Source organism: Anaerococcus sp. Marseille-P3915, assembly GCF_900258475.1.
GTDB lineage: Bacteria > Bacillota > Clostridia > Tissierellales > Peptoniphilaceae > Anaerococcus > Anaerococcus kampingae.
Genome location: NZ_LT984887.1, coordinates 1129454 through 1149944 on the forward strand (window position 1 = coordinate 1129454; position 20491 = coordinate 1149944).

The 20491-nt window shown below is 37.5% G+C and carries 14 protein-coding genes, 11 tRNA genes, 3 rRNA genes and 1 CRISPR repeat array; of the genes, 4 read left to right on the forward strand and 24 right to left on the reverse strand.

Annotated features, from left to right (window positions below; genetic code table 11):
* Positions 1-102: 102 nt before the first annotated feature.
* The gene (locus C8269_RS05540) at positions 103-1803 is read right to left on the reverse strand and encodes an ATP-binding cassette domain-containing protein (RefSeq protein ID WP_158698384.1); all 1701 of its coding nucleotides are present in this window, start codon (positions 1801-1803) and stop codon (positions 103-105) included.
* On the opposite strand from C8269_RS05540, the gene C8269_RS05545 reads away from it, so the two are divergent.
* The gene (locus tag C8269_RS05545; RefSeq protein ID WP_106460744.1) at positions 1772-2311 is read left to right on the forward strand and encodes a helix-turn-helix domain-containing protein; all 540 of its coding nucleotides are present in this window, start codon (positions 1772-1774) and stop codon (positions 2309-2311) included. The two genes, C8269_RS05540 and C8269_RS05545, sit on opposite strands and share 32 nt — an antisense overlap.
* Positions 2245-3168 carry an IS3 family transposase gene (locus C8269_RS05550; RefSeq protein WP_106460745.1) on the forward strand — a complete coding sequence of 308 codons (924 nt, stop codon included), beginning with the start codon at positions 2245-2247 and terminating at the stop codon, positions 3166-3168. The genes C8269_RS05545 and C8269_RS05550 overlap by 67 nt, the downstream gene beginning before the upstream one ends.
* 654 nt (positions 3169-3822) lie before the next feature.
* On the opposite strand, the gene rplS is transcribed toward C8269_RS05550, so the two are convergent.
* From rplS to msrB, 9 genes are all read right to left on the reverse strand, one after another.
* Positions 3823-4170: a 50S ribosomal protein L19 gene (gene rplS, locus C8269_RS05555; protein WP_106460746.1), complete on the reverse strand. Its 348-nt coding sequence runs from the start codon at positions 4168-4170 to the stop codon at positions 3823-3825.
* The gene (gene trmD, locus C8269_RS05560; protein WP_106460747.1) at positions 4142-4864 is read right to left on the reverse strand and encodes a tRNA (guanosine(37)-N1)-methyltransferase TrmD; all 723 of its coding nucleotides are present in this window, start codon (positions 4862-4864) and stop codon (positions 4142-4144) included. The genes rplS and trmD overlap by 29 nt, the downstream gene beginning before the upstream one ends.
* Positions 4857-5342 (reverse strand): ribosome maturation factor RimM, encoded by a 486-nt coding sequence (rimM, locus tag C8269_RS05565; RefSeq protein ID WP_106460748.1) that lies wholly within the window; start codon positions 5340-5342, stop codon positions 4857-4859. The genes trmD and rimM overlap by 8 nt, the downstream gene beginning before the upstream one ends.
* A complete protein-coding gene (locus tag C8269_RS05570; RefSeq protein WP_106460749.1) occupies positions 5339-5563 on the reverse strand; it encodes a KH domain-containing protein in 225 nt (74 codons plus the stop codon). The genes rimM and C8269_RS05570 overlap by 4 nt, the downstream gene beginning before the upstream one ends.
* Positions 5564-5565: 2 nt before the next feature.
* Entirely contained in the window at positions 5566-5811 is a 246-nt protein-coding gene (gene rpsP, locus C8269_RS05575) for a 30S ribosomal protein S16 (RefSeq protein ID WP_106460750.1), read from the reverse strand.
* Positions 5812-5828: 17 nt separating this feature from the next.
* A complete protein-coding gene (gene ffh / locus C8269_RS05580; RefSeq protein ID WP_106460751.1) occupies positions 5829-7169 on the reverse strand; it encodes a signal recognition particle protein in 1341 nt (446 codons plus the stop codon).
* Between the two features lie 8 nt (positions 7170-7177).
* Positions 7178-7501 carry a YlxM family DNA-binding protein gene (gene ylxM, locus C8269_RS05585; RefSeq protein WP_106460752.1) on the reverse strand — a complete coding sequence of 108 codons (324 nt, stop codon included), beginning with the start codon at positions 7499-7501 and terminating at the stop codon, positions 7178-7180.
* Between the two features lie 152 nt (positions 7502-7653).
* Positions 7654-8883: a S1C family serine protease gene (locus tag C8269_RS05590; protein WP_106460753.1), complete on the reverse strand. Its 1230-nt coding sequence runs from the start codon at positions 8881-8883 to the stop codon at positions 7654-7656.
* A gap of 153 nt (positions 8884-9036) precedes the next feature.
* Positions 9037-10092 (reverse strand): peptide-methionine (R)-S-oxide reductase MsrB, encoded by a 1056-nt coding sequence (gene msrB / locus C8269_RS05595; RefSeq protein WP_106460754.1) that lies wholly within the window; start codon positions 10090-10092, stop codon positions 9037-9039.
* Positions 10093-10256: 164 nt separating this feature from the next.
* Here msrB and C8269_RS05600 point away from each other — a divergent pair, with 164 nt between their 5' ends.
* The gene (locus tag C8269_RS05600; RefSeq protein ID WP_106460755.1) at positions 10257-10484 is read left to right on the forward strand and encodes a hypothetical protein; all 228 of its coding nucleotides are present in this window, start codon (positions 10257-10259) and stop codon (positions 10482-10484) included.
* A 179-nt stretch (positions 10485-10663) separates the two neighbouring features.
* Positions 10664-11118: direct repeats of the CRISPR family, unit length 28 nt; unit sequence GGATCACCCCCGCGTGTGCGGGTATTAC.
* Positions 11119-11295: 177 nt separating this feature from the next.
* On the opposite strand, the gene C8269_RS05605 is transcribed toward C8269_RS05600, so the two are convergent.
* The 14 genes from C8269_RS05605 to C8269_RS05670 all read right to left on the reverse strand — a co-directional run bounded on the left by C8269_RS05605 (position 11296) and on the right by C8269_RS05670 (position 17943).
* A tRNA-Arg gene (locus tag C8269_RS05605) sits at positions 11296-11372 on the reverse strand.
* 60 nt (positions 11373-11432) lie between these two features.
* Positions 11433-11507 (reverse strand) — tRNA-Gly (locus tag C8269_RS05610).
* A gap of 23 nt (positions 11508-11530) precedes the next feature.
* Positions 11531-11606, reverse strand: a tRNA-Thr gene (locus C8269_RS05615).
* A gap of 252 nt (positions 11607-11858) precedes the next feature.
* Positions 11859-11935: transfer RNA gene (locus tag C8269_RS05620), tRNA-Asp, on the reverse strand.
* 56 nt (positions 11936-11991) lie between these two features.
* Positions 11992-12067 (reverse strand) — tRNA-Val (locus tag C8269_RS05625).
* Positions 12068-12070: 3 nt separating this feature from the next.
* Positions 12071-12145, reverse strand: a tRNA-Glu gene (locus tag C8269_RS05630).
* Between the two features lie 184 nt (positions 12146-12329).
* Positions 12330-12404 (reverse strand) — tRNA-Glu (locus C8269_RS05635).
* Between the two features lie 42 nt (positions 12405-12446).
* A tRNA-Met gene (locus C8269_RS05640) sits at positions 12447-12523 on the reverse strand.
* Positions 12524-12551: 28 nt separating this feature from the next.
* Positions 12552-12628: transfer RNA gene (locus C8269_RS05645), tRNA-Met, on the reverse strand.
* A gap of 9 nt (positions 12629-12637) precedes the next feature.
* A tRNA-Asn gene (locus C8269_RS05650) sits at positions 12638-12712 on the reverse strand.
* Positions 12713-12814: 102 nt separating this feature from the next.
* Positions 12815-12931: ribosomal RNA gene (gene rrf / locus C8269_RS05655) — 5S ribosomal RNA — on the reverse strand.
* Between the two features lie 124 nt (positions 12932-13055).
* Positions 13056-16184, reverse strand: a 23S ribosomal RNA gene (locus C8269_RS05660).
* A 63-nt stretch (positions 16185-16247) separates the two neighbouring features.
* A tRNA-Ala gene (locus C8269_RS05665) sits at positions 16248-16323 on the reverse strand.
* Between the two features lie 93 nt (positions 16324-16416).
* Positions 16417-17943, reverse strand: a 16S ribosomal RNA gene (locus tag C8269_RS05670).
* Together the 16S, 23S and 5S rRNA genes with 11 tRNA genes alongside form the textbook arrangement of a ribosomal RNA operon.
* Positions 17944-18664: 721 nt before the next feature.
* Between C8269_RS05670 and C8269_RS05675 the strand changes: the two genes are divergently transcribed.
* Positions 18665-20449, forward strand: a complete 1785-nt coding sequence (locus C8269_RS05675; RefSeq protein WP_106460756.1) for a homoserine O-acetyltransferase/O-succinyltransferase family protein — start codon at positions 18665-18667, stop codon at positions 20447-20449.
* Positions 20450-20491: the final 42 nt, after the last annotated feature.

Sequence of the window (20491 nt, forward strand, 5' to 3'; positions counted from 1 at the left end):
CATTTTATCTATTTATAAGTCTATAAATATTATATCAAAAATGTATAAATAAAAAAATACCACAGTTTTAAAGTAAAATTCTTACTTAACTGTGGTAATTTCTTATATTTTATTTACAGACTTTTCTATAGTTTTTTTATCCTTAATTTCAATAATCTTATCGTAATACTTGCTATAGTCAATATCCCTCCTATGGGAAATTGATATTAGGGTCTTATCTAGCCTTGCAAAAATTTCTTCAATCTCACTTGCCATTTTTAGGTCAAGGGCAGATGTTGCTTCATCTATCAAGATGATTGGGCTATCCTTATAGAGGGCCCTGGCTATTTCAATTCTTTGCATTTCCCCACCAGAAAGGTTTGACCCTGCATCTTTTATAATTGTCATGTAGCCTTTTTCAAGATTATTTATAAGAGGCTCAAGTCCTGACTTCTTGATGGCTTGATTAAGCTTGTCACGGTCAATCTCATCTTCATTTTCAAAAAGGACAATATTGGCTAGGATAGTATCCCTAAATATCATTGGTTTTTGAGCTACAATAGAGATTTTCTCGTATATTTCCTCACGACTTAGGTTCATTATATTATTATCCATAATGAAAATATCTCCAGAATTTTGGCTGAGTTCCTTGGTAATAAGTTTAAAAATTGTAGACTTACCAGTCCCGCTTGCTCCGCTTATGATTAGGTGGTCATTCTTATTTATCCTAAAGGAAGCCCCTGATAAAATCTCTTTGGCCCCATAGGAAAAGTCAACTTTTGAAAATAATATGTCTGACTTTTCTTCAAAAATTTCTTTATTCTGACCTTGCTCACCTTCAAATTTATCTTCCCTATAAGAATAATCTTCCAAAATCCTTTCCCTAATTTTCTTAGTTGAAATTATATTGCCATAGCTATCTGCAATCTCTTGCATAGGCCAGATTATAATATTCATAAGGCTTAAGAGAACCGGAAAATAAAAGGCTTCTATCTTGCCCCAATAGACAAAAAGGGCTGATAAGAGCATTAAAAATGTCTGCAATATCATGGAAGAGATATTTATTAATGATATCCTAGAAGAATTTAAAAATAAGGATTTCTCGTGGATTTTCTCATTTTCTTTAGTCCTTTGGTCAAATTTCCTAAGAAAATGGCCCGTCTTGTTGAATCTAAAAAGAGTTCCATAGCCATAAAATGAATCATTTAATATCTCATTATAGGAATTAAGGGACTTCATATACTTCTCATTCTCATTTGATGATATAGAGGAAATATACTTAGATATAAGCATGATTAAGATACCAAAGGCAAAGATAATCAGGGTTATTTCAATATTAATAGTAAAACCATAGGCCAGGCACAAAAATAGAAGGACTATATTTGAAATAATCCAATCAACAGAAAAGAGATAATTATCCTCTATAAATTTCAAGTCGTTGTTAAATAAAGATATGTAAGATGCCTTATCCTTGCTTTCAAAATAAAGGGGATCTCTTCTTAGGATATTTTCCATCAAGTCCCTCTTTACCCTCACATTCCACAAATAAGAAATCCTAGCCTTCATCCTAGACCTTGATAGTCTCAAGGTAAAGAAAACAAGGGCCCAAAGAATAAAAAATATCAGAGTAGATTTAATCAAGGTTCCATCCTTATAGGAAACAATCCTAGAAAATCTCTCAATCAACCTAGTCATGAAATATTGCTCAAGATTGCTAGCTAGAGAAAGAATTATAAAACCAAGGAAATGACCTGAACCCCAAAATCCGGAATACGGATGGAGGGGTTTTTGTATGCCAAAATATACAAAAGAATTTAAAATCAAACTAGTAACGGAATATTTATCAGGGGAATCTGGAGGCAGTCCGATGGTTGCTAAAAAATATGATATACCCGAAGGTACATTACAAAACTGGATAATCAAATATCAATCAGGTGGATTTGATAACTTATCAAAAAAGCAAAATAAAGATAAATTCACTAGTGAATTTAAGCTATCTGTAATACAATATAGGCAAATCAATAATATCTCATTCAGACAAACCGCAGAGCACTTTAATATAAGCAATAAATCAATAATATGTAATCGGGAGAGAGCATATAGACAGCGTGGTTTATCTGGACTAGAGGATAACAGAGGAAGGCCTAGAAAAAATATGACCAAATTAAATAAAAAGTCTAAACTTAATACTCCAATAAATGAAACTGAAAGAGAAGAATTAATAAGATTAAGAGAAGAAAATAGACTTCTCAAAATGAAGATAATATACGAAAAAAAGCTACAAGCCTTGCTCCTGGAAGAGGAAGCAGAAGCAAGGAAAAAACAAAAATAATCCTCAAGTTACAAAAAGAATATCCTAAAAGCAAGATAAGTGAATGGTTAGAAATAGCTGAATTGCCAAAATCATCATACTATGAATGGAAGATGAAATTAGCTAAACCAATAGATAAAGATAAAGAAATTAGAAAAGAAATAACAACCATAGTAGAAGCATCAAAAGGTAGATATGGCTATAGAAGAGTAACTATGGTATTAAAAAATAAAGGCTTTAATATTAATCATAAAAAAGTCTTAAGAATAATGAGAGAAGAATCCTTGCTATGCTCTAAATTTAAAACTAGATCAAGAAAATACTCATCATACAAGGGACAAATAGGTAAAGTAGCAGATAATGTTGTAAAAAGACAGTTTAAAGCTACTAAACCAAATCAATTATGGCTAACAGATGTAACAGAATTTAGAATTAAAGGACAAGAAAAGAAACTATACTTATCACCAATATTAGACCTATACAACAGTGAAATAATCAGCTATACACTAAGTAATCACCCAACAATAGAATTAACTAATACAATGCTAGAAAAAGCATTAGAAGAAAATAAGGACATTAAAGATTTAACTATACACTCAGACCAAGGATTTCATTACCAACATAGTACTTGGACTAAAAAACTAGAAAAGATGGATATAAGGCAAAGTATGTCAAGAAAAGGGAATTGTCTAGACAATTCTCCAATGGAGAACTTCTTTGGAATATTGAAACAGGAAATGTATTATGGAGAAGATTTTAAAAGTTATGATCATTTAAGAAATGAGATTGAAAAATATATAAAATGGTACAATGAGGATAGGATTAAAACAAAATTAAACGGAATGTCCCCTGTTATGTACAGATTACATTCCGCTTAAAATATTATTAAATTATTCCGTGTTTACGGGTTCAGGTCAAAAACCCAGTTCAGCCTAATAAATTTAAAATTCTCTTTTTGATAATTCTCCTTCATATAAACCTACTTTCTAAATTCTAATCTTATATTATTTCTATAATACATCATAACATATAATATTGTCAAAAAAATATTTTATTGTAAGTTTATTTATTATTATTTAAAATTTGCACTAAAGTTATTATCTAAGTTAAAAAACTATTTAAAAGAAATACGGCACCACTAAATATTTAAATATTTAGCAGTGCCTTCATATTAGCTTAATTATTTATTTTTCTGCCTTACAAGACTTTATGGTCCACACAGTATTTAAGATAAGAAGTACAAACATTGCAAGTAGACAAATATATATAAATGCAAGACTATTCATATGATAATCTGTATTTATATACTCTGCTAATCTTGAAGTATTTTCGATTGCTAACATCTTGAAAAAACTAAATATAGAAACAATTGTCAACAAAGAATTAATTATATATTTTTTTCTAATTAGTCAAATCTTTTCTTTAATTCATAATTAAGCTGCTTTCAATTATATTCTATCAAAAATAAAATCACATACCAAAATTTTCACTAAAAAAGGACCTTCACATAATCTGCAAAAGTCCCCTTTTTATTAGTAGTTTGTTTTTTCTTTAACTTTAGCAGCCTTACCTTGACGATCTCTTAGGTAGTTTAGTTTTGCTCTTCTTACCTTACCACGTCTGGTTACTACTAGTTTTTCTATTCTTGGGTTGTGATATAGGAAGGTTCTTTCTACTCCTACACCATATGATATTCTTCTTACTGTGAAGGTCTTGCCTACTGTTCCTTCGTTGATGTAGATTACTGTTCCTTCGAAGTCTTGTAATCTTGTCTTGTCGCCTTCTTTGATTCTGTAGCTTATTCTTACAGTATCACCTACATTAAAGTCAAAGTTTTCTTCACGTAGGTTTTCACTTTCTATTTTTTTGATTAAATCCATCTTTGCTCTCCTCTCGTAAGTACTTTTCGTATAGGTCGTATCTTACTCTTTTTGTTTTTTCTATTGCATTTTTCTTATTCCAAGCTGCGATTTTCTTGTGGTCTCCACTTACTAGTTCGTTTGGTACGTGGTAGCCATTGAATACTCTTGGCTTGGTATATTCGTCTTGTTGCAACAATATATTGTAGTGAGAATCTGTTGTTAATGACTCTTCCTTGCCTACTACTCCATCTATAAATCTTGCCATTGAGTCTATTAGGACCATAGCAGGGATTTCTCCACCTGTAAGTACATAGTCTCCTATAGATATCTCATAGTCTACATAATGATTTGTTATCCTTGCATCTATGCCCTCGTAATGTCCGCATATGATTATCAAGTGTTCAATACTTGCAAAGTCGATTGCTAACTTCTGATTTAAAACTTTTCCTGCAGCCGACATAAAGGCTACTTTTGAATTTGCTTTCTTGACTGATAATAGCGCATCATATATTACTTGAGGTCTTATTAGCATTCCGGCTGCCCCGCCGTATACTGTGTCATCTACGTGATTATGCTTGTTGTTTGCAAAATCTCTCATGTCTACTATTTCTAGGTCTAATTTTTGATTTTGTATGGCCTTTCCTATTACTCCATAGGTCTTTAAAAATTCGAAAGATTCTGGAAATAAGGTTAGGAGTGTTACTTTATTCATAGTCACTAAAATTTTCTACTTCTATAAATCCTTTTTCAGTATTTATTTCTTTGATAATAGCTCTTAAGGCTGGTAAGAGTACTTCGCCTTTATCTGTTTGAACTAGGTATACATCATTTGGGTATACTCCGCTTATTACGTCTTTTATTTCTCCTTTTATTTGCCCATCGGAGATTACTTTTAGTCCGTAAAGTTCGTGGATGTATATTTCGCCTTCTGCAAGTTTGCCTAGATCTTTTTCATCAATTGTGATATCTTTGCCTACAAATTTTAGGACATCGTTGATATTATCGTATTCTTCAAAGCCTATTATTACTTGGTTTTTTTTCTTAAAAGATTCTCTTATGGTTAAAAGTTCATCTTCTATGAAGACTTTGGATCCCTTCTCAAATCTTTTTTCATTGTCTGTTAGGCTATTTACCTTGAGATTGCCGCGGATGCCGTGGCTGGCTACTATCTCTCCTACTGAGATTCTCATATTTTTATATTTACCTTAACATTTTCCTTTATAGCTGCGCTTCTTGCGATAGTTCTTATGGAGTTTATGATATTGCCTCTTACTCCTATTACCCTACCCTTGTCTTCTTCAGCTACTTTTATTAGTATGTTTACTTCGCTGCCTTCTCTATCTTCGATGATTTCTACAGCATCTTTGTCGCTTACTAATTCTTTTACTATTAATTCAACTAGTTCTTTCATAATTATGCTAATACATCATTGTCTTTGAATAGCTTTTCTACAATAGATGTTGGTTGTGCACCGTTTTTGATCCATTGTTTAGCTTTTTCATTGTCAATTCTAAATACTTTTGGTTCAGCAACTGGATTGTAGTAGCCTATCTCTTCGATAAATCTACCATCTCTTGCTCTTCTAGAATCTGCTACAACTACTCTGTAGAATGGTTTTTTCTTTTGTCCCATTCTCTTTAATCTAATTTTTACTGCCATTTTTTCCTCCTTATTTTTTAAAAGAAAGGCATTTTTGGAAATCTTCTGCCTCTTTTTTGATTTGCTTTAAATCCGCTCATCTTTTTCATCATTTTTTTAAGCTCTTTAAATTGTTTAAGTAGCTTATTAAGTTCACGGATATCTACTCCAGAACCATTTGAAATCCTTACTTTTCTACTTTTTCCAATTATTTCTGGGTTATCTTTCTCTTCTTTTGTCATAGAATTGATTAGGGCTTCTATCTTGTCAAATCCGGCATCATCCACATTGACACCCTTTAACATTTTAGAATTCACTCCCGGTATCATTGCAAGTAGATCTTCTAGAGGTCCCATATTCTTGATTTGTTGGATTTGCTCCATGAAATCATCTAGGGAATATGTCTGCTCTCTCATCTTTGCTTCTAATTCTTTGGCATTTTCTAGAGAAAATTGTGCTTCGGCCTTTTCTATTAGCGAAAGTACATCTCCCATTCCAAGGATTCTGCTTGCCATCCTGTCTGGATGGAAAGGCTCTAAGTCGTCAAGTTTTTCACCAACACCTATAAATTTGATTGGCTTGCCTACAACCTGTCTTATGGAAAGTGCTGCCCCGCCTCTTGCATCACCATCTAGCTTTGTTAGGATTACTCCTGTTATATCTAGGTAGTCATCAAAGGTTTTGGCTACATTTACCGCTTCTTGACCTGTCATGGCATCTACTACCAAGAGGATTTCGTCAGGTTTGACGCTTTCTTTGATGTTTTTAAGCTCTTCCATAAGCTCATCATCTATCTGAAGCCTACCTGCTGTATCTAGGATTACTGTGTCGTAATTATTATGTCTAGCGTATTTTTTGGCCTCGGTAGCTATAGTGACAGGATCAGTTTTGCCCATTTCAAATACGTGGGTATTTGCTTGTTTACCTACTACCTTTAGCTGCTCTATGGCTGCTGGTCTGTAGATATCTAGGGCTGCTAGCATTGGATTTCTGTTTTCTTTTTGTAAGAGTTTTACAAGTTTACCAGAATGGGTGGTCTTACCAGAACCTTGTAGACCTACCATCATTACCATATGAGGGGTAGAGCCTCTTAGATCTAGCCTTGAATTTTCCTTACCCATTAGCTCAGTTAATTCTTCATTTACTATCTTGACTACCATTTGGCCAGGAGATAGGGATTTCATCACATCTTCTCCAAGGGACCTTTCCTTGATAGTCTTTACAAAGTCTTTTACAACCTTGTAGTTAACATCTGCTTCTAATAGAGAAAGTCTTATCTCCCTCATAGCAGTGTCTATGTCTTTTTCATTTAATTTTCCTTTTCCTGTTAGTTTTCCAAGGGCTTCTTGGAGTCTATCAGCAAGGTTTTCAAATGCCATATAAGCTCCTAAATCTTTTCAATTACTATATTTAACATCTCAATTGCTTCTTTATTATTTGAACTTTCAATCAGCTCTCTTATATCATAAAGAGCTCCTACAAGTTCCGTTTTGCTTTTAAGTAAAGAAAGCTCATCTTCAAACTCAAATAATTTATCAACACTCCTATTGATCATATCTGATATAGCCTGCTTGGTTCTGCCGGTATTATCAGCTATTTCCTGAAGGGATAAATCTTCGTTATAATAGCAATTTATAACATCTCTTTGCTTTTCATTTAGAAGTGCGCCATACATGTCATATAACTGGGCTACTTTTACAATTTTTTCCATATTATCACCTGTCAATATTTTTACTTGACTCGATTATTATACACGCTATTTAAAGCCATGTCAAATAATTTTCTTGACCGCATTTGTAAAGGTATTTCAATAAAAAAAGCCATAGTTTTGGGCTTAATTATCCTAACTATGGCTTATATATTTTATGGAAGATTGAAGAATGGATTTATTCCCCTATCTTCTTCACTATTTTTCTCATTTGGTCTTGCTTGTTTATATTCATCTACATTTGATGAATCAAGAGTAAATTTAAAGTCGACTTTCATTTCCTTGCCATCCCTTACAAGGCTAATTTCTGCACTATCTCCTACGGCATAGCTTAAAAGAATTTTTCTTAGGCCTGACATATCCTTTACTTCCTTACCATCAATTGCTGTAATGATATCCCCTTTTTTGATTGAATCATCATCTGAAAAGACACTTACTACATAGATACCGTGGTCAGTTCCCAGGTCCTTATCTCTGAGGTAGGACATTTGTTTTAGGTAGTCGATTGATTGGCCAGTAATGCCTAGGTAGACAGAATCAAATTTGCCCTTTTTCCTAATTGTATCGATGACTGGTTTTACAGTATTAATTGGAATAGCAAAGCCAATGCCATCAGAATTACCGGCCTTTGCAGTATTTATACCAATGAGCTCTCCCTTAGAGTTTAGAAGGGCTCCACCAGAGTTACCAGCATTAATTGCCGCATCTGTCTGCATTAGTCCATCCATTTGGACTCCTGTATTAAAGGCGACACTTCTATTAAGTCCTGAAATTATACCGGATGTAACTGTTGATTGAAGCTGGAATCCCAAAGGATTACCAATAGCAACAACCCTATCTCCGACACCAATCTCATCGCTATCACCAATATCAATAGCCTTGAGATTTTTATTGTTTGAATCTACCTTAATTACGGCAAGGTCTAAAGATGAATCATTCCACACAAGCTCTGCTGGAGCAGTTTCGCCATTATTAAACAAAACATTTATTTCCTTAGCATCTCCATCGCTTACAACGTGAGAATTTGTTACAATATAGCCATCCTTGCTCACAATAGAGCCTGAACCAATTCCCTCAACATAACCTGACTGAGGTCCAAAAAATGACTGCCTAGTCACCTTAGACACCGTATTAATACCAACCACAGAATCAATTGATTTTTTAACCACAACCGACTCCATAGACGCATTATCCTTAATCTCAATTGGTTTAGAATTCTCCTGTCTTGTTTCTATTTGATTTGTATTATTATTAACTTCCATTTTATTAGTCTTAGCACCTGCTAGTAGGAAATATACGATAAATCCACCAACAATAGCGCCGAGAAGTCCAGCAGCAAAAGTAGCAAAACCGCCACCAGATCTCTTATATTTTCTATTATTCATACTTTCCTCCTATTTAATAATATATACCCAATTTATGCTAAAAAAATGAATTCTTAATTAAATTTATATAAAATTCTTAATTTTTATGTAAAAACCTTAAAATTCAAACAAATTTTCAAATAAAAAGGAGAGAAATTAATCTCCCCAATTAGATTATTTGACCTTATCGATATAGGCTTTATAGCCCTCTTCCTCCATCTTGCTAAGAGGAATAAAGCGCAAAGCTGCTCCATTAATACAATATCTAGCGCCGCCCTTATCCTTTGGACCATCATTAAAGACATGACCTAAGTGAGAATCTCCTCTTCTAGATCTTACCTCAACCCTATCCATATTGTGGGACTTGTCACCCCTATAATTAATATTGCCACCAATTGACTTTGTAAAAGAAGGCCAACCGCAGCCAGCATCATACTTATCCTTTGAAGAAAAAAGTGGCTCGCCGCTGACTTTATCAACATAAATTCCTGGCTCATCAAAATCATCATATTTAGATGAAAAAGGCCTCTCAGTTTGATTTTCTTGGGTAACCTTGTATTCTTCCTCGCTAAGCTTTTCTTTCAAAGCTTTTTTATCCTTAAAAAGAACATCCTTCTTAGAATCCAAAGGTTTATCTGCAAGGCCAATATTTATATGGCAATAGCCGCCAGGATTTTTATCTAGATAGTCTTGATGATAGTCTTCAGCCAAGATAAAATTTTTCAAAGGTTCAACTTCAACAACAATTTTCTTATCATAGCCTTCCTGCTTTTGCCTAATAATTTCATCGATAATTAGCATATCATTCTCATCAGTGTAGTAAATTCCAGTCCTATATTGCCTACCCTCATCATTGCCCTGCTTATTAACAGAAGTCGGGTCAATAATCCTAAAATAATATTCCAAAATATCCTGCAAAGCCACCACATCTGGATCATAAGAAATCTTAACAGTCTCGCTATGGTCAGTAGCACCTATTTTCTCATAAGAAGTAGCATCTGTTTTTCCATTAGCATAACCTACATCAGTATCAAGGACTCCAGGAATTTTCTTAAAATACCCCTCAACACCCCAAAAACATCCACCAGCTAGGTAAATTTCTGATGCGTTTGTAGACTTAGGAAGTACTTCATCATGACCAGAATCATTGGAAGACCTAGCAAAAAACTTAAAACCAATAAAAATCACAAACAGAGCCATTAAGGCATATAAAATTCTATATTTTTTCATAAAATCCTCGTAATTTTTTTATAATTTTACCATAGATATTATTAAAATCTAATAAATGTTAATAATAACATCCATTATAATAATATCCAATGATTATAAGCATAATTATCGGGTAATTACTTTAATAAGACAGGTGTTAGATAATAATAGATAAAGGAGAAGTTATGATAGACTTAATTCTTATTTTATTGACAATATTTTTCCTCGTAATCGCTATGTATCAAGCTGATAAAAATAAAAATAAAAGCAAAAAGAGTATTCCTTATAAATTATCTAAGATGATTGCAAACATACTAAATTTTGTTACTTTTTTAGATACTCAGGAAGTTAATAATATAATTGACGATATAGAAAATGAAAATAATAATAAAAAAGATTATATTAAAAAGTGATTATGAGATGAACCCCAAAATCCAGTATATAGAGGGTGGGGTTTTTCTATGCCGAAATAAACATAAAAGAATAAAAAATTATATAAGTAGTTAAATATTTGCCAGTGCAATCATGAAAATATATAGGTTTCAATCCTCATATACTAATAGTCAACACACATTCTGTAAATAAATTATAGTGAATCCCCCCGCGTGTGCGGGTATTACTATCTTTCCAAAGTAAAAGACCCTTCATATCTAGGATCACCCCCGCGTGTGCGGGTATTACTGTCAAGGTCTCTCTCATACCTTAAATCAGGCGGGATCACCCCCGCGTGTGCGGGTATTACTTAACAACTTTCAAAAATTTTCTTCTCGGTTGAGGATCACCCCCGCGTGTGCGGGTATTACTGTCAAGGTCTCTCTCATACCTTAAATCAGGCGGGATCACCCCCGCGTGTGCGGGTATTACCCGAAGCTTATATCAAATTCAATATCTAAGCCAGGATCACCCCCGCGTGTGCGGGTATTACGAATTTTAGGCTTATGAGTCAGGCTATCCACGAGGATCACCCCCGCGTGTGCGGGTATTACTCCTCAATAAACTTCATAAACTGCTTATCAGCAGGATCACCCCCGCGTGTGCGGGTATTACACTAAAATTATCCCTATTTTTAGCCATTCCTACTTTTAAAATCAAGGGATTTTATCCACTTTATCTTACTACTATTATTGTAGCACATAAATCTTGTATTTTGAAATTAATTTTATAGTCTATCTTTAGATATAAGAAAAAGAGGAATGTCGATAGTCGACATTCCTCTTTTATTGCTGGCGCGTCATTGAGGATTCGAACCCCAGGCCTTCTGGTCCGTAGCCAGACGCTCTATCCAGCTGAGCTAATGACGCATAATAAAAACCAAGCAAGCCACAAGATAGGCTAGGCTTGGTTTTTTTCTTTATTTAATTTGGAGCGGATGACGAGATTCGAACTCGCGACCCTCGCCTTGGCAAGGCGATGCTCTACCACTGAGCCACATCCGCATATTAATCCATAAGATTAAATTTGGAGCTGATGATAGGACTTGAACCTACAACCTATTGATTACAAATCAATTGCTCTGCCAATTGAGCTACATCAGCATCTATTTTTATTAAAGGGTTGGGCAGGATTGGTAAAACCAATCCTAAATGATTGCCAATATCCACAATTGATGCAATCAATTTTTAAATATAAGTTCTGTGGCGACCTAGATGGGATTCGAACCCAGTCCCTTACAGGGTTTCAAATCGCAAGATTTGAAATCTTCGAGACGAACGTTAGTGAGTCCGAAGAACTCTTCCGCCGTTACGGCGGACCTTGTACGAAGTCACTTCTAGGTTGCATTATTATATTGGCGACCTGGATGGGATTCGAACCCACGACCTCCGCCGTGACAGGGCGGCATTCTAACCAGCTGAACTACCAGGCCTCATCAACATTTTATTATAGGATAACAAAATGTAATGAGCAATATTTAATTGCTTTTGGTGGAAGTAACAGGGCTCGAACCTGTGACCCCCTGCTTGTAAGGCAGATGCTCTCCCAACTGAGCTATACTTCCATATGGTGACCCCACCGGGATTCGAACCCGGGATACCACCGTGAAAGGGTGGTGTCTTAACCGCTTGACCATGGGGCCTTAATTTAAACATTAATTCAAGTATTTAATTCTATTTTGTTCACACTATACGAGCGGTAACCAGACCTACCATCCAATTGTTTCACAATTGGGGTTAGGGGCTTCGAACCGCTTGACCATGGGGCCTTAATTTAATTGAACCATAAAAATTAATACCATAGGCTATACTAGTCTATGGTCAATTTGGTGACTCCACCGGGATTCGAACCCGGGAAACCAGCGTGAGAGGCTGGTGTCTTAACCGCTTGACCATGGAGCCATATAGCTCCTAGGTCAAATAAGCTAAGAGCTTATAAAAAAATGGTAGCGAAGAAGAGACTTGAACTCTTGACACTCCGGGTATGAACCGAATGCTCTAGCCAACTGAGCTACTTCGCCATAATTACTTCCATTTGATATGGAATTTTGGTTGCGGGAGCAGGATTTGAACCTACGACCTCCGGGTTATGAGCCCGACGAGCTACCAGACTGCTCTATCCCGCGATATTTACTTGGCGCTCAGGGTGGGACTCGAACCCACAACCTACCGGTTAACAGCCGGGTGCTCCACCATTGAGCTACCTAAGCATGACATGATAATATAATAGCATGTTTTTTTGATTTTGTCAATACTTATTATGAAATTTACAGTTAGTACAAACTAGCCAAATAGGCTAGTTGTATTAAACTGTTTGGCGACTTCCTACTCTACCACCCAGTTGCCCAGGCAGTACCATCGGCGTTATGAGGCTTAACTTCTGTGTTCGGTATGGGAACAGGTGTATCTCTCATGCAATCATCACCATATTTTTTGAACCATCTTTCTCGCTTCGCTCGACCATTTCATGGAGAGTCCTCCATAAGCCGGACGGGCTTGCCTTAAATAGCATCCACTTTTTTGTGGACCCCACCTTAGTGGGAAACAATATTTCCAGTCAAGATATAAAGTATTAGTATCCATTAGCTTAATACATTACTGCACTTACACCTTGGACCTATCAAACGTATTTTCTTTACGTACTCTGAGAAATCTTATCTTGAGGTCTGTTTCGTACTTAGATGCTTTCAGTACTTATCGATTCCATACGTAGCTACCCAGCTATGCTCCTGGCGGAACAACTGGTAGACCATTGGTATGTCCATCCCGGTCCTCTCGTACTAGGGACAGATCCTCTCAAATTTCTTACGCCCACGCTGGATAGGGACCGAACTGTCTCACGACGTTCTGAACCCAGCTCGCGTGCCTCTTTAATGGGCGAACAGCCCAACCCTTGGGACCTACTTCAGCCCCAGGATGAGACGAGCCGACATCGAGGTGCCAAACCTCCCCGTCGATGTGGACTCTTGGGGGAGATAAGCCTGTTATCCCCGGGGTAGCTTTTATCCGTTGAGCGATGGCCCTTCCATGCGGTACCACCGGATCACTAAGTCCGTATTTCTACTCTGCGCAACTTGTAGGTTTTGCAGTTAAGCTCGCTTATGCCTTTGTACTCTTCGAATGGTTTCCGTCCATTCTGAGCGAACCTTTGAACGCCTCCGTTACTTTTTAGGAGGCGACCGCCCCAGTCAAACTGCCCAACTGACAATGTCCGATACCCTGATTCAAGGGTTATCGTTAGAACTTTAATATTAGAAGGTTGGTATCCCAAGGGTGACTCCTCACACACTGGCGTGCATGTATCACAGTCTCCCAACTATCCTGTACATCTAATCTCAAAGTCCAATATCAGCCTACAGTAAAGCTCCACGGGGTCTTTCCGTCCTAGCGTGGGTAAGTCGCATCTTCACGACTACTACAATTTCACCGGATCCTTTGTTGAGACAGTGCCCAAATCGTTACACCTTTCGTGCGGGTCGGAACTTACCCGACAAGGAATTTCGCTACCTTAGGACCGTTATAGTTACGGCCGCCGTTTACTGGGGCTTAAGTTCGAGCCTTCGCTTGCGCTAAGCCTTCGCCTTAACCTTCCAGCACCGGGCAGGTGTCAGCTCCTATACTTCATCTTACGATTTTGCAGAAACTTGTGTTTTTGGTAAACAGTCGCTTGGGCCTGGTTTCTGTGGCCATATCGCTATGGCTCCCCTTCTCCCGAAGTTACGGGGACATTTTGCCGAGTTCCTTAACAAAGGTTCTTCCGCGCGTCTTGGTATTCTCTACCTCCCTACCTGTGTCGGTTTCGGGTACGGGCGCTTTGGTCTGGATAGTGACTTTTCTTGGCAATTTGAAATCGGCTACTTCTCTACTCATGTTTTCGATACCCATCACAGCCTGATTTTAACAATGTGCGGATTTGCCTACACATTAATCTCACTGCTTGGACTGACTTCCATCTGTCAGCTTAGCTTATCCTCTTGCGTCATCACTTCTCTCTTAACGACTTTAAGCGGTACAGGAATCTAAACCTGTTGTCCATCGCCTACGCCTTTCGGCCTTGGCTTAGGTCCCGACTTACCCTGAGGGGACGAGCCTTGCTCAGGAATCCTTAGGGTTTCGACGGGAGAGATTCTCACTCTCCTTCTCGCTACTCATGCCAGCATTCTCACTTGTATTAAGTCCACCTTTGCTTTCGCTTCTGCTTCTTCCCTAATACAACGCTCCTCTACCACTGATAGAGGTATTAAGTATGCTTGTAAGATAGATTTTACTTGACGTTTAATATTTACAGTTACCAGTTAATTTATTGTAGTTTGACTTACGCTTAGGTTTTTAGACCTACCGTTTATTCTTTTTAGGATTTTGGGTGATTTTTGAATCTTTTCTGATTTTTCTTAGTGAGCGTATGTTAGTTTTGATTTTCTACTCTTTTGTTAACTCTGTTATCTTTAATATTTCCATTCAAGTTTAATTATATACCTTACTTGTATACTTAATTCCTCTATCAATCCGAAGCTTCGGTACTGGATTTGAGCCCCGTTCATTTTCGGCGCAACCCCACTTGACCAGTGAGCTATTACGCATTCTTTAAATGCATGGCTGCTTCTAAGCCAACGTCCTGGTTGTCTTAGTAGGATCACATCCTTTTCCACTTAATCCAGATTTTGGGACCTTAGCTGTCGGTCTGGGCTGTTTCCCTTTCGACTTAGAAGCTTATCCCTCTAAGTCTGACTCCTTGACTTGATTTTTTGGCATTCGGAGTTTGATAGGTTTTGGTACGGTAAACCGCCCTAGACCATTCAGTGCTCTACCTCCTTAAATCTTTCGTCAAAGGCTAGCCCTAAAGCTATTTCGAGGAGAACCAGCTATATCCGAGTTCGTTTGGCTTTTCACCCCTAACCACAACTCATCCGATACGTTTTAAACCGTACCCGGTTCGAGCCTCCAGTGAATTTTACTTCACCTTCACTCTGGTCATGGATAGATCACCCGGTTTCGGGTCTATTCTATTCTACTTTTCGCCCTATTCAGACTCGCTTTCGCTTCGACTTCTGATCTTAAATCATTAATCTTGCAGCTTAGAATAACTCGCTGGCCCATTCTACAAAAGGTACGACATCACACTTTGCCCAGTATGTCGGGCTTAATTGCTCTGTCTGCTTGTAGGCACTAGGTTTCAGGTTCTATTTCACTCCCCTTTCGGGGTTCTTTTCACCTTTCCCTCACGGTACTTGTTCACTATCGGTCACATGTTAGTATTTAGCCTTAGGGGATGGGCCCCCTATCTTCACAACGGATTCCTCGTGTCCGGTGCTACTTTCCCTCTGTCCATATTTAACTGTCGCGTACAAGACTGTCACTTTCTTTGGTTCATCTTCCCAAATGATTCTGCTAATTAAATATGATCCTTAATGAGTTGGGCTCTTTTCTTTTCGCTCGCCGCTACTAGGAAAATCGAGTTTTCTTTCTTTTCCTCCTGTTACTTAGATGTTTCAGTTCACAGGGTCTTGCTTCATTAAGCTATGTATTCACTTAATGATGACTGTGTCTTCCACAGCCGGGTTTCCCCATTCGGAGACCTAGGGGTCAATGCTTTTTGTGAGCTTACCCTAGTTTTCGTTCACTTACGTCCTTCGTCGCCTTCATGTGCCAAGGCATCCACCTTGCGCCCTTTCTTTCTTGACTGGAAATATTGTTTGCTATTTAGTTTTTATGGTTCTTTTTTGCAAATTCGCTTGCGAATTTGCATGGTGGAGATAAAGAGATTCGAACTCTTGACCCCCTGCGTGCAAGGCAGGTGCTCTCCCAGCTGAGCTATATCCCCATATTTTTATTTGGCTTTGAACCAAATTGTATATCAATGGTTTTTGTTTTTGTTTCCGTGTGAGGAGAGAGCGTACCCTCTCCTCATCCTTAGAAAGGAGGTGATCCAGCCGCACCTTCCGATACGGCTACCTTGTTACGACTTCACCCCAGTTACTGACCCTACCTTCGACTGCTGCGTCCAAAAGGTTCGCTCACAGGCTTCGGGTATTGCCAACTTCCATGGTGTGACGGGCGGTGTGTACAAGACCCGGGAACGCATTCACCGCGGCATTCTGATCCACGATTACTAGCAACTCCAACTTCATGCACTCGAGTTGCAGAGTGCAATCCGAACTGGGACAGGCTTTTTGAGATTTGCTTGACATCGCTGTCTTGCTGCTCTGTGTACCTGCCATTGTAGCACGTGTGTAGCCCAAGTCATAAAGGGCATGATGATTTGACGTCATCCCCACCTTCCTCCGGTTTGTCACCGGCAGTATCGTTAGAGTCCCCAACTTAATGATGGTAACTAACAATAGGGGTTGCGCTCGTTATGGGACTTAACCCAACATCTCACGACACGAGCTGACGACAACCATGCACCACCTGTATTACAGTCTTCCGAAGAAGTAAGGAACTATCTCTAGCTCCCGCCGTAATATGTCAAGACTTGGTAAGGTTCTTCGCGTTGCGTCGAATTAAACCACATGCTCCGCTGCTTGTGCGGGTCCCCGTCAATTCCTTTGAGTTTCACACTTGCGTGCGTACTCCCCAGGCGGAGTGTTTAATGCGTTAGCTGCGGCACCCAGATTTACTCCAGACACCTAACACTCATCGTTTACGGCGTGGACTACCAGGGTATCTAATCCTGTTTGCTACCCACGCTTTCGTACCTCAGCGTCAGGTTATGGCCAGAAAGTCGCCTTCGCCACCGGTATTCCTCCTAATATCTGCGCATTTCACCGCTACACTAGGAATTCCACTTTCCCTTCCATACCTCAAGATGAGCAGTTTTAAAAGCTTACTATAGTTGAGCTATAGGATTTCACTTCTAACTTGCTTACCCGCCTACGTACCCTTTACGCCCAATGATTCCGGACAACGCTCGGACCTTACGTATTACCGCGGCTGCTGGCACGTAATTAGCCGGTCCTTATTCGTATAGTACTGTCATTTTCTTCCTATACAAAAGATTTTTACAACCCGAAGGCCTTCTAAATCACGCGGCGTCGCTGCATCAGGGTTTCCCCCATTGTGCAAAATTCCCCACTGCTGCCTCCCGTAGGAGTCTGGGCCGTGTCTCAGTCCCAATGTGGCCGTACACTCTCTCAAGCCGGCTACTGATCGTTGCCTTGGTGAGCCATTATCTCACCAACTAGCTGATCAGACGCAAGTCCATCTTAGAGCGATAAATCTTTGACCAGGCTACCATGCGATAGCTTGGTATCATTGGGTATTATTCTCCGTTTCCAGAGGCTATCCCCATCTCTAAGGCAGGTTACTCACGCGTTACTCACCCGTCCGCCACTAATCCACTTAATTTCACTCCGAAGAAATCAGTTAAGTTTCATCGTTCGACTTGCATGTGTTATGCACGCCGCCAGCGTTAATCCTGAGCCAGGATCAAACTCTCATAAAAAATTTGTATGAAAGTCTTAGATCAAGACTCTATTCATTTACACTTGACTTAATCAAATGCGTGATTTATATTCTTGTATATCAAGAATCATTACTGTAAAGAAATTTAACTAGGTTATAGTTGTTATTCTTTAAAGTTTTTGTTTTGCTATTTTAAATAGCAACAAAAACCATTGATATTTAATTTGTATGAAATGCCTTAGCATTTCTGGTTCATGTCTCAGCATTTATCGTGCTGACTATTATATAGTACCACAGGTTTTTTATCTTGTCAAGACTTTTTTTCATTTTTTTATGATTTTTTTATCTTGGCGACTAGTTCCTGTCGCACCGACATTTAATACTATAACATCTATTTTTCTATTTGTCAAATTTTTTTTGTTTTTTTTTATATTTTCTTTGCAAATTGACTTTATAGCTTGCTTATGGTAATATATTTTTAAATATATTAATAAGTTTATATTGCTTATATAAAGAAGAGTAGCTTATATAGGATGATTAAAGAGAGCTTAGTTGTGGTGAAATAAGTAGATTCCTTTTAAGTGAAGATGGTCTTTTTTGTTAGTTGGTGAATTTTTAGCCAGCTAGGGGTATGCCCCTTACAGCAGATGGTATTGTTTGATACCTACTAAGTCTGTTATCGTGAGATAATAGTAAAATAAGGTGGTAACACGAGTCTTCGTCCTTTGGTCGAAGGCTCTTTTTTTATTATAGGAGGATTTATGCCAGTTATTTTATCTGAAGATTTTATTAAAGAAGAGGTTTTGCAAGAAGAAAATATTTTTGCTATCAATCCAATGAGGGCTAGTAGCCAGGATATAAGACCTCTTAAGATTGCTATTGTCAATCTTATGCCTAATAAGGAGGAAACTGAGATTGATTTGCTTAAGCTTATTTCCGCTCATGCCCTTCAAATTGAGGTTGATTTTATTAGGACTACTACATATGAAAACAAACACACAGACCTTAATAGGCTCAATAAGCTTTATAAGTCTTATGATGATATTAAAGATACCAAGTATGATGGCATGATTATTACTGGTGCCCCTATTGAAAATATTGACTATAAGGATATTAAATATTGGGATGAGCTTACTAAAATTTTTGATTATGCCAGAGAAAATGTCTATTCTACTATTTTTATCTGCTGGGCTTCTCTTGCTGCCCTTAATTACTTTTATGATGTCGATAGCTTTTCTTTTAATGAAAAACTATGTGGAGTTTATCCTTTTATTAAAAACAGCAATTCAAGGCTTCTTGATGGCTTTGATGACTTATACAATGTTCCCCATTCTCGATACAAAGGAGTTGACCCTAAAGATTTGGACGACATTGATGACTTAGATGTCCTTGCTTCATCTGATGAGGTTGGGCTCTGTCTTGCTACAAGTTCTGATAATAGGTTTATTTTTTCACTTGGCCACCTTGAATATAATAAAGAAACACTTAATAATGAATACCTAAGGGATCAAAAAAGAAGTCTTAATCCTAATAGACCGGTCAATTATTATTTCGAAGGTACTAATAAGATTAATATGAGTTGGAAATCAGCTGCTTCCTTATTTTTCTCAAATTGGATTAACTATGCCGTTTATCAAAATACACCTTATAGACTTGAGAGTATTGAAGAAAAATCTGTTTCGAAATTTGGTGGCTCTTCCCTATCTGATGCCGGTCAGTTTGAAAGAGTTAAGGATATTATCAATAGCAAGGATGATAGGAATGTAATCGTTGTGTCTGCGCCAGGAAAGCGAGACCCTTATGATATTAAGGTTACTGATCTTTTGGTAAAAATTTCTGATTCTAATGAACAAATTAGGGCTCTTGAGGAAAAAATTAAAGAACTCAATAAGGAAATATATGAAAAAAGAGAAGAAAAGTACAAAATTAATGATAAGATTAAGGATCGTTTCTATGAAATAATTGATGATTTGAATTTAGACGATTTCCTTAAAAATGAAATTGACCAAAGCCTTGCAGAAGTTGCCTTCTCCTTAAATCGTGATTTCAATCTATCTAGGGGTGAATACTTAAATGCCAAAATCCTCGCAAATTTTTTAGGCTATGACTTTTTCGATGCGAAGGATTTAATTTTCTTTGATGATGAGGATATTGATATCGAAAGGACCTTTAAGACTATAAGATCCAGAATCAAAGATGGGATGAAGGTCGTTGTTCCTGGTTTTTATGGAAGTAAAGATGGTCAGATTAAAACTTTTAAGAGGGGTGGATCAGATTATACCGGGTCAATTCTTGCCGCTGCCCTTGATTCTTCTGTTTATGAAAACTGGACTGACGTATCTGGTATAATGACAGCTGACCCTAAAAGGGATAAGAATGCCCAAAAAATCGAAAAACTAGATTATAAGGGCTTGCAAAAAATTATTAAGTCCGGTGCTGGAGTCTATCAAGAAGACGCCATTAGGCCTGTTATGAATAAAAATATTACTATTAAAATCCTAAATACCAATAATCCTGACGACTCAGGCACTACTATTAAAGATTGAAAATAAGCTGGAGCTTGCAAATTTTCTCAAGCTCCAGCTTTT

Excerpts from the sequence above, each read along its gene's own strand:
- C8269_RS05545 (WP_106460744.1), top strand. The coding sequence starts at position 1,772 with ATGCCAAAATATACAAAAGAATTTAAAATCAAACTAGTAACGGAATAT.
- rplS (WP_106460746.1), bottom strand. The coding sequence starts at position 4,170 with ATGGATTTAATCAAAAAAATAGAAAGTGAAAACCTACGTGAAGAAAAC.
- trmD (WP_106460747.1), bottom strand. The coding sequence starts at position 4,864 with ATGAATAAAGTAACACTCCTAACCTTATTTCCAGAATCTTTCGAATTT.
- rimM (WP_106460748.1), bottom strand. The coding sequence starts at position 5,342 with ATGAGAATCTCAGTAGGAGAGATAGTAGCCAGCCACGGCATCCGCGGC.
- C8269_RS05570 (WP_106460749.1), bottom strand. The coding sequence starts at position 5,563 with ATGAAAGAACTAGTTGAATTAATAGTAAAAGAATTAGTAAGCGACAAA.
- rpsP (WP_106460750.1), bottom strand. The coding sequence starts at position 5,811 with ATGGCAGTAAAAATTAGATTAAAGAGAATGGGACAAAAGAAAAAACCA.
- ffh (WP_106460751.1), bottom strand. The coding sequence starts at position 7,169 with ATGGCATTTGAAAACCTTGCTGATAGACTCCAAGAAGCCCTTGGAAAA.
- ylxM (WP_106460752.1), bottom strand. The coding sequence starts at position 7,501 with ATGGAAAAAATTGTAAAAGTAGCCCAGTTATATGACATGTATGGCGCA.
- C8269_RS05590 (WP_106460753.1), bottom strand. The coding sequence starts at position 8,883 with ATGAATAATAGAAAATATAAGAGATCTGGTGGCGGTTTTGCTACTTTT.
- msrB (WP_106460754.1), bottom strand. The coding sequence starts at position 10,092 with ATGAAAAAATATAGAATTTTATATGCCTTAATGGCTCTGTTTGTGATT.
- C8269_RS05600 (WP_106460755.1), top strand. The coding sequence starts at position 10,257 with ATGATAGACTTAATTCTTATTTTATTGACAATATTTTTCCTCGTAATC.
- C8269_RS05675 (WP_106460756.1), top strand. The coding sequence starts at position 18,665 with ATGCCAGTTATTTTATCTGAAGATTTTATTAAAGAAGAGGTTTTGCAA.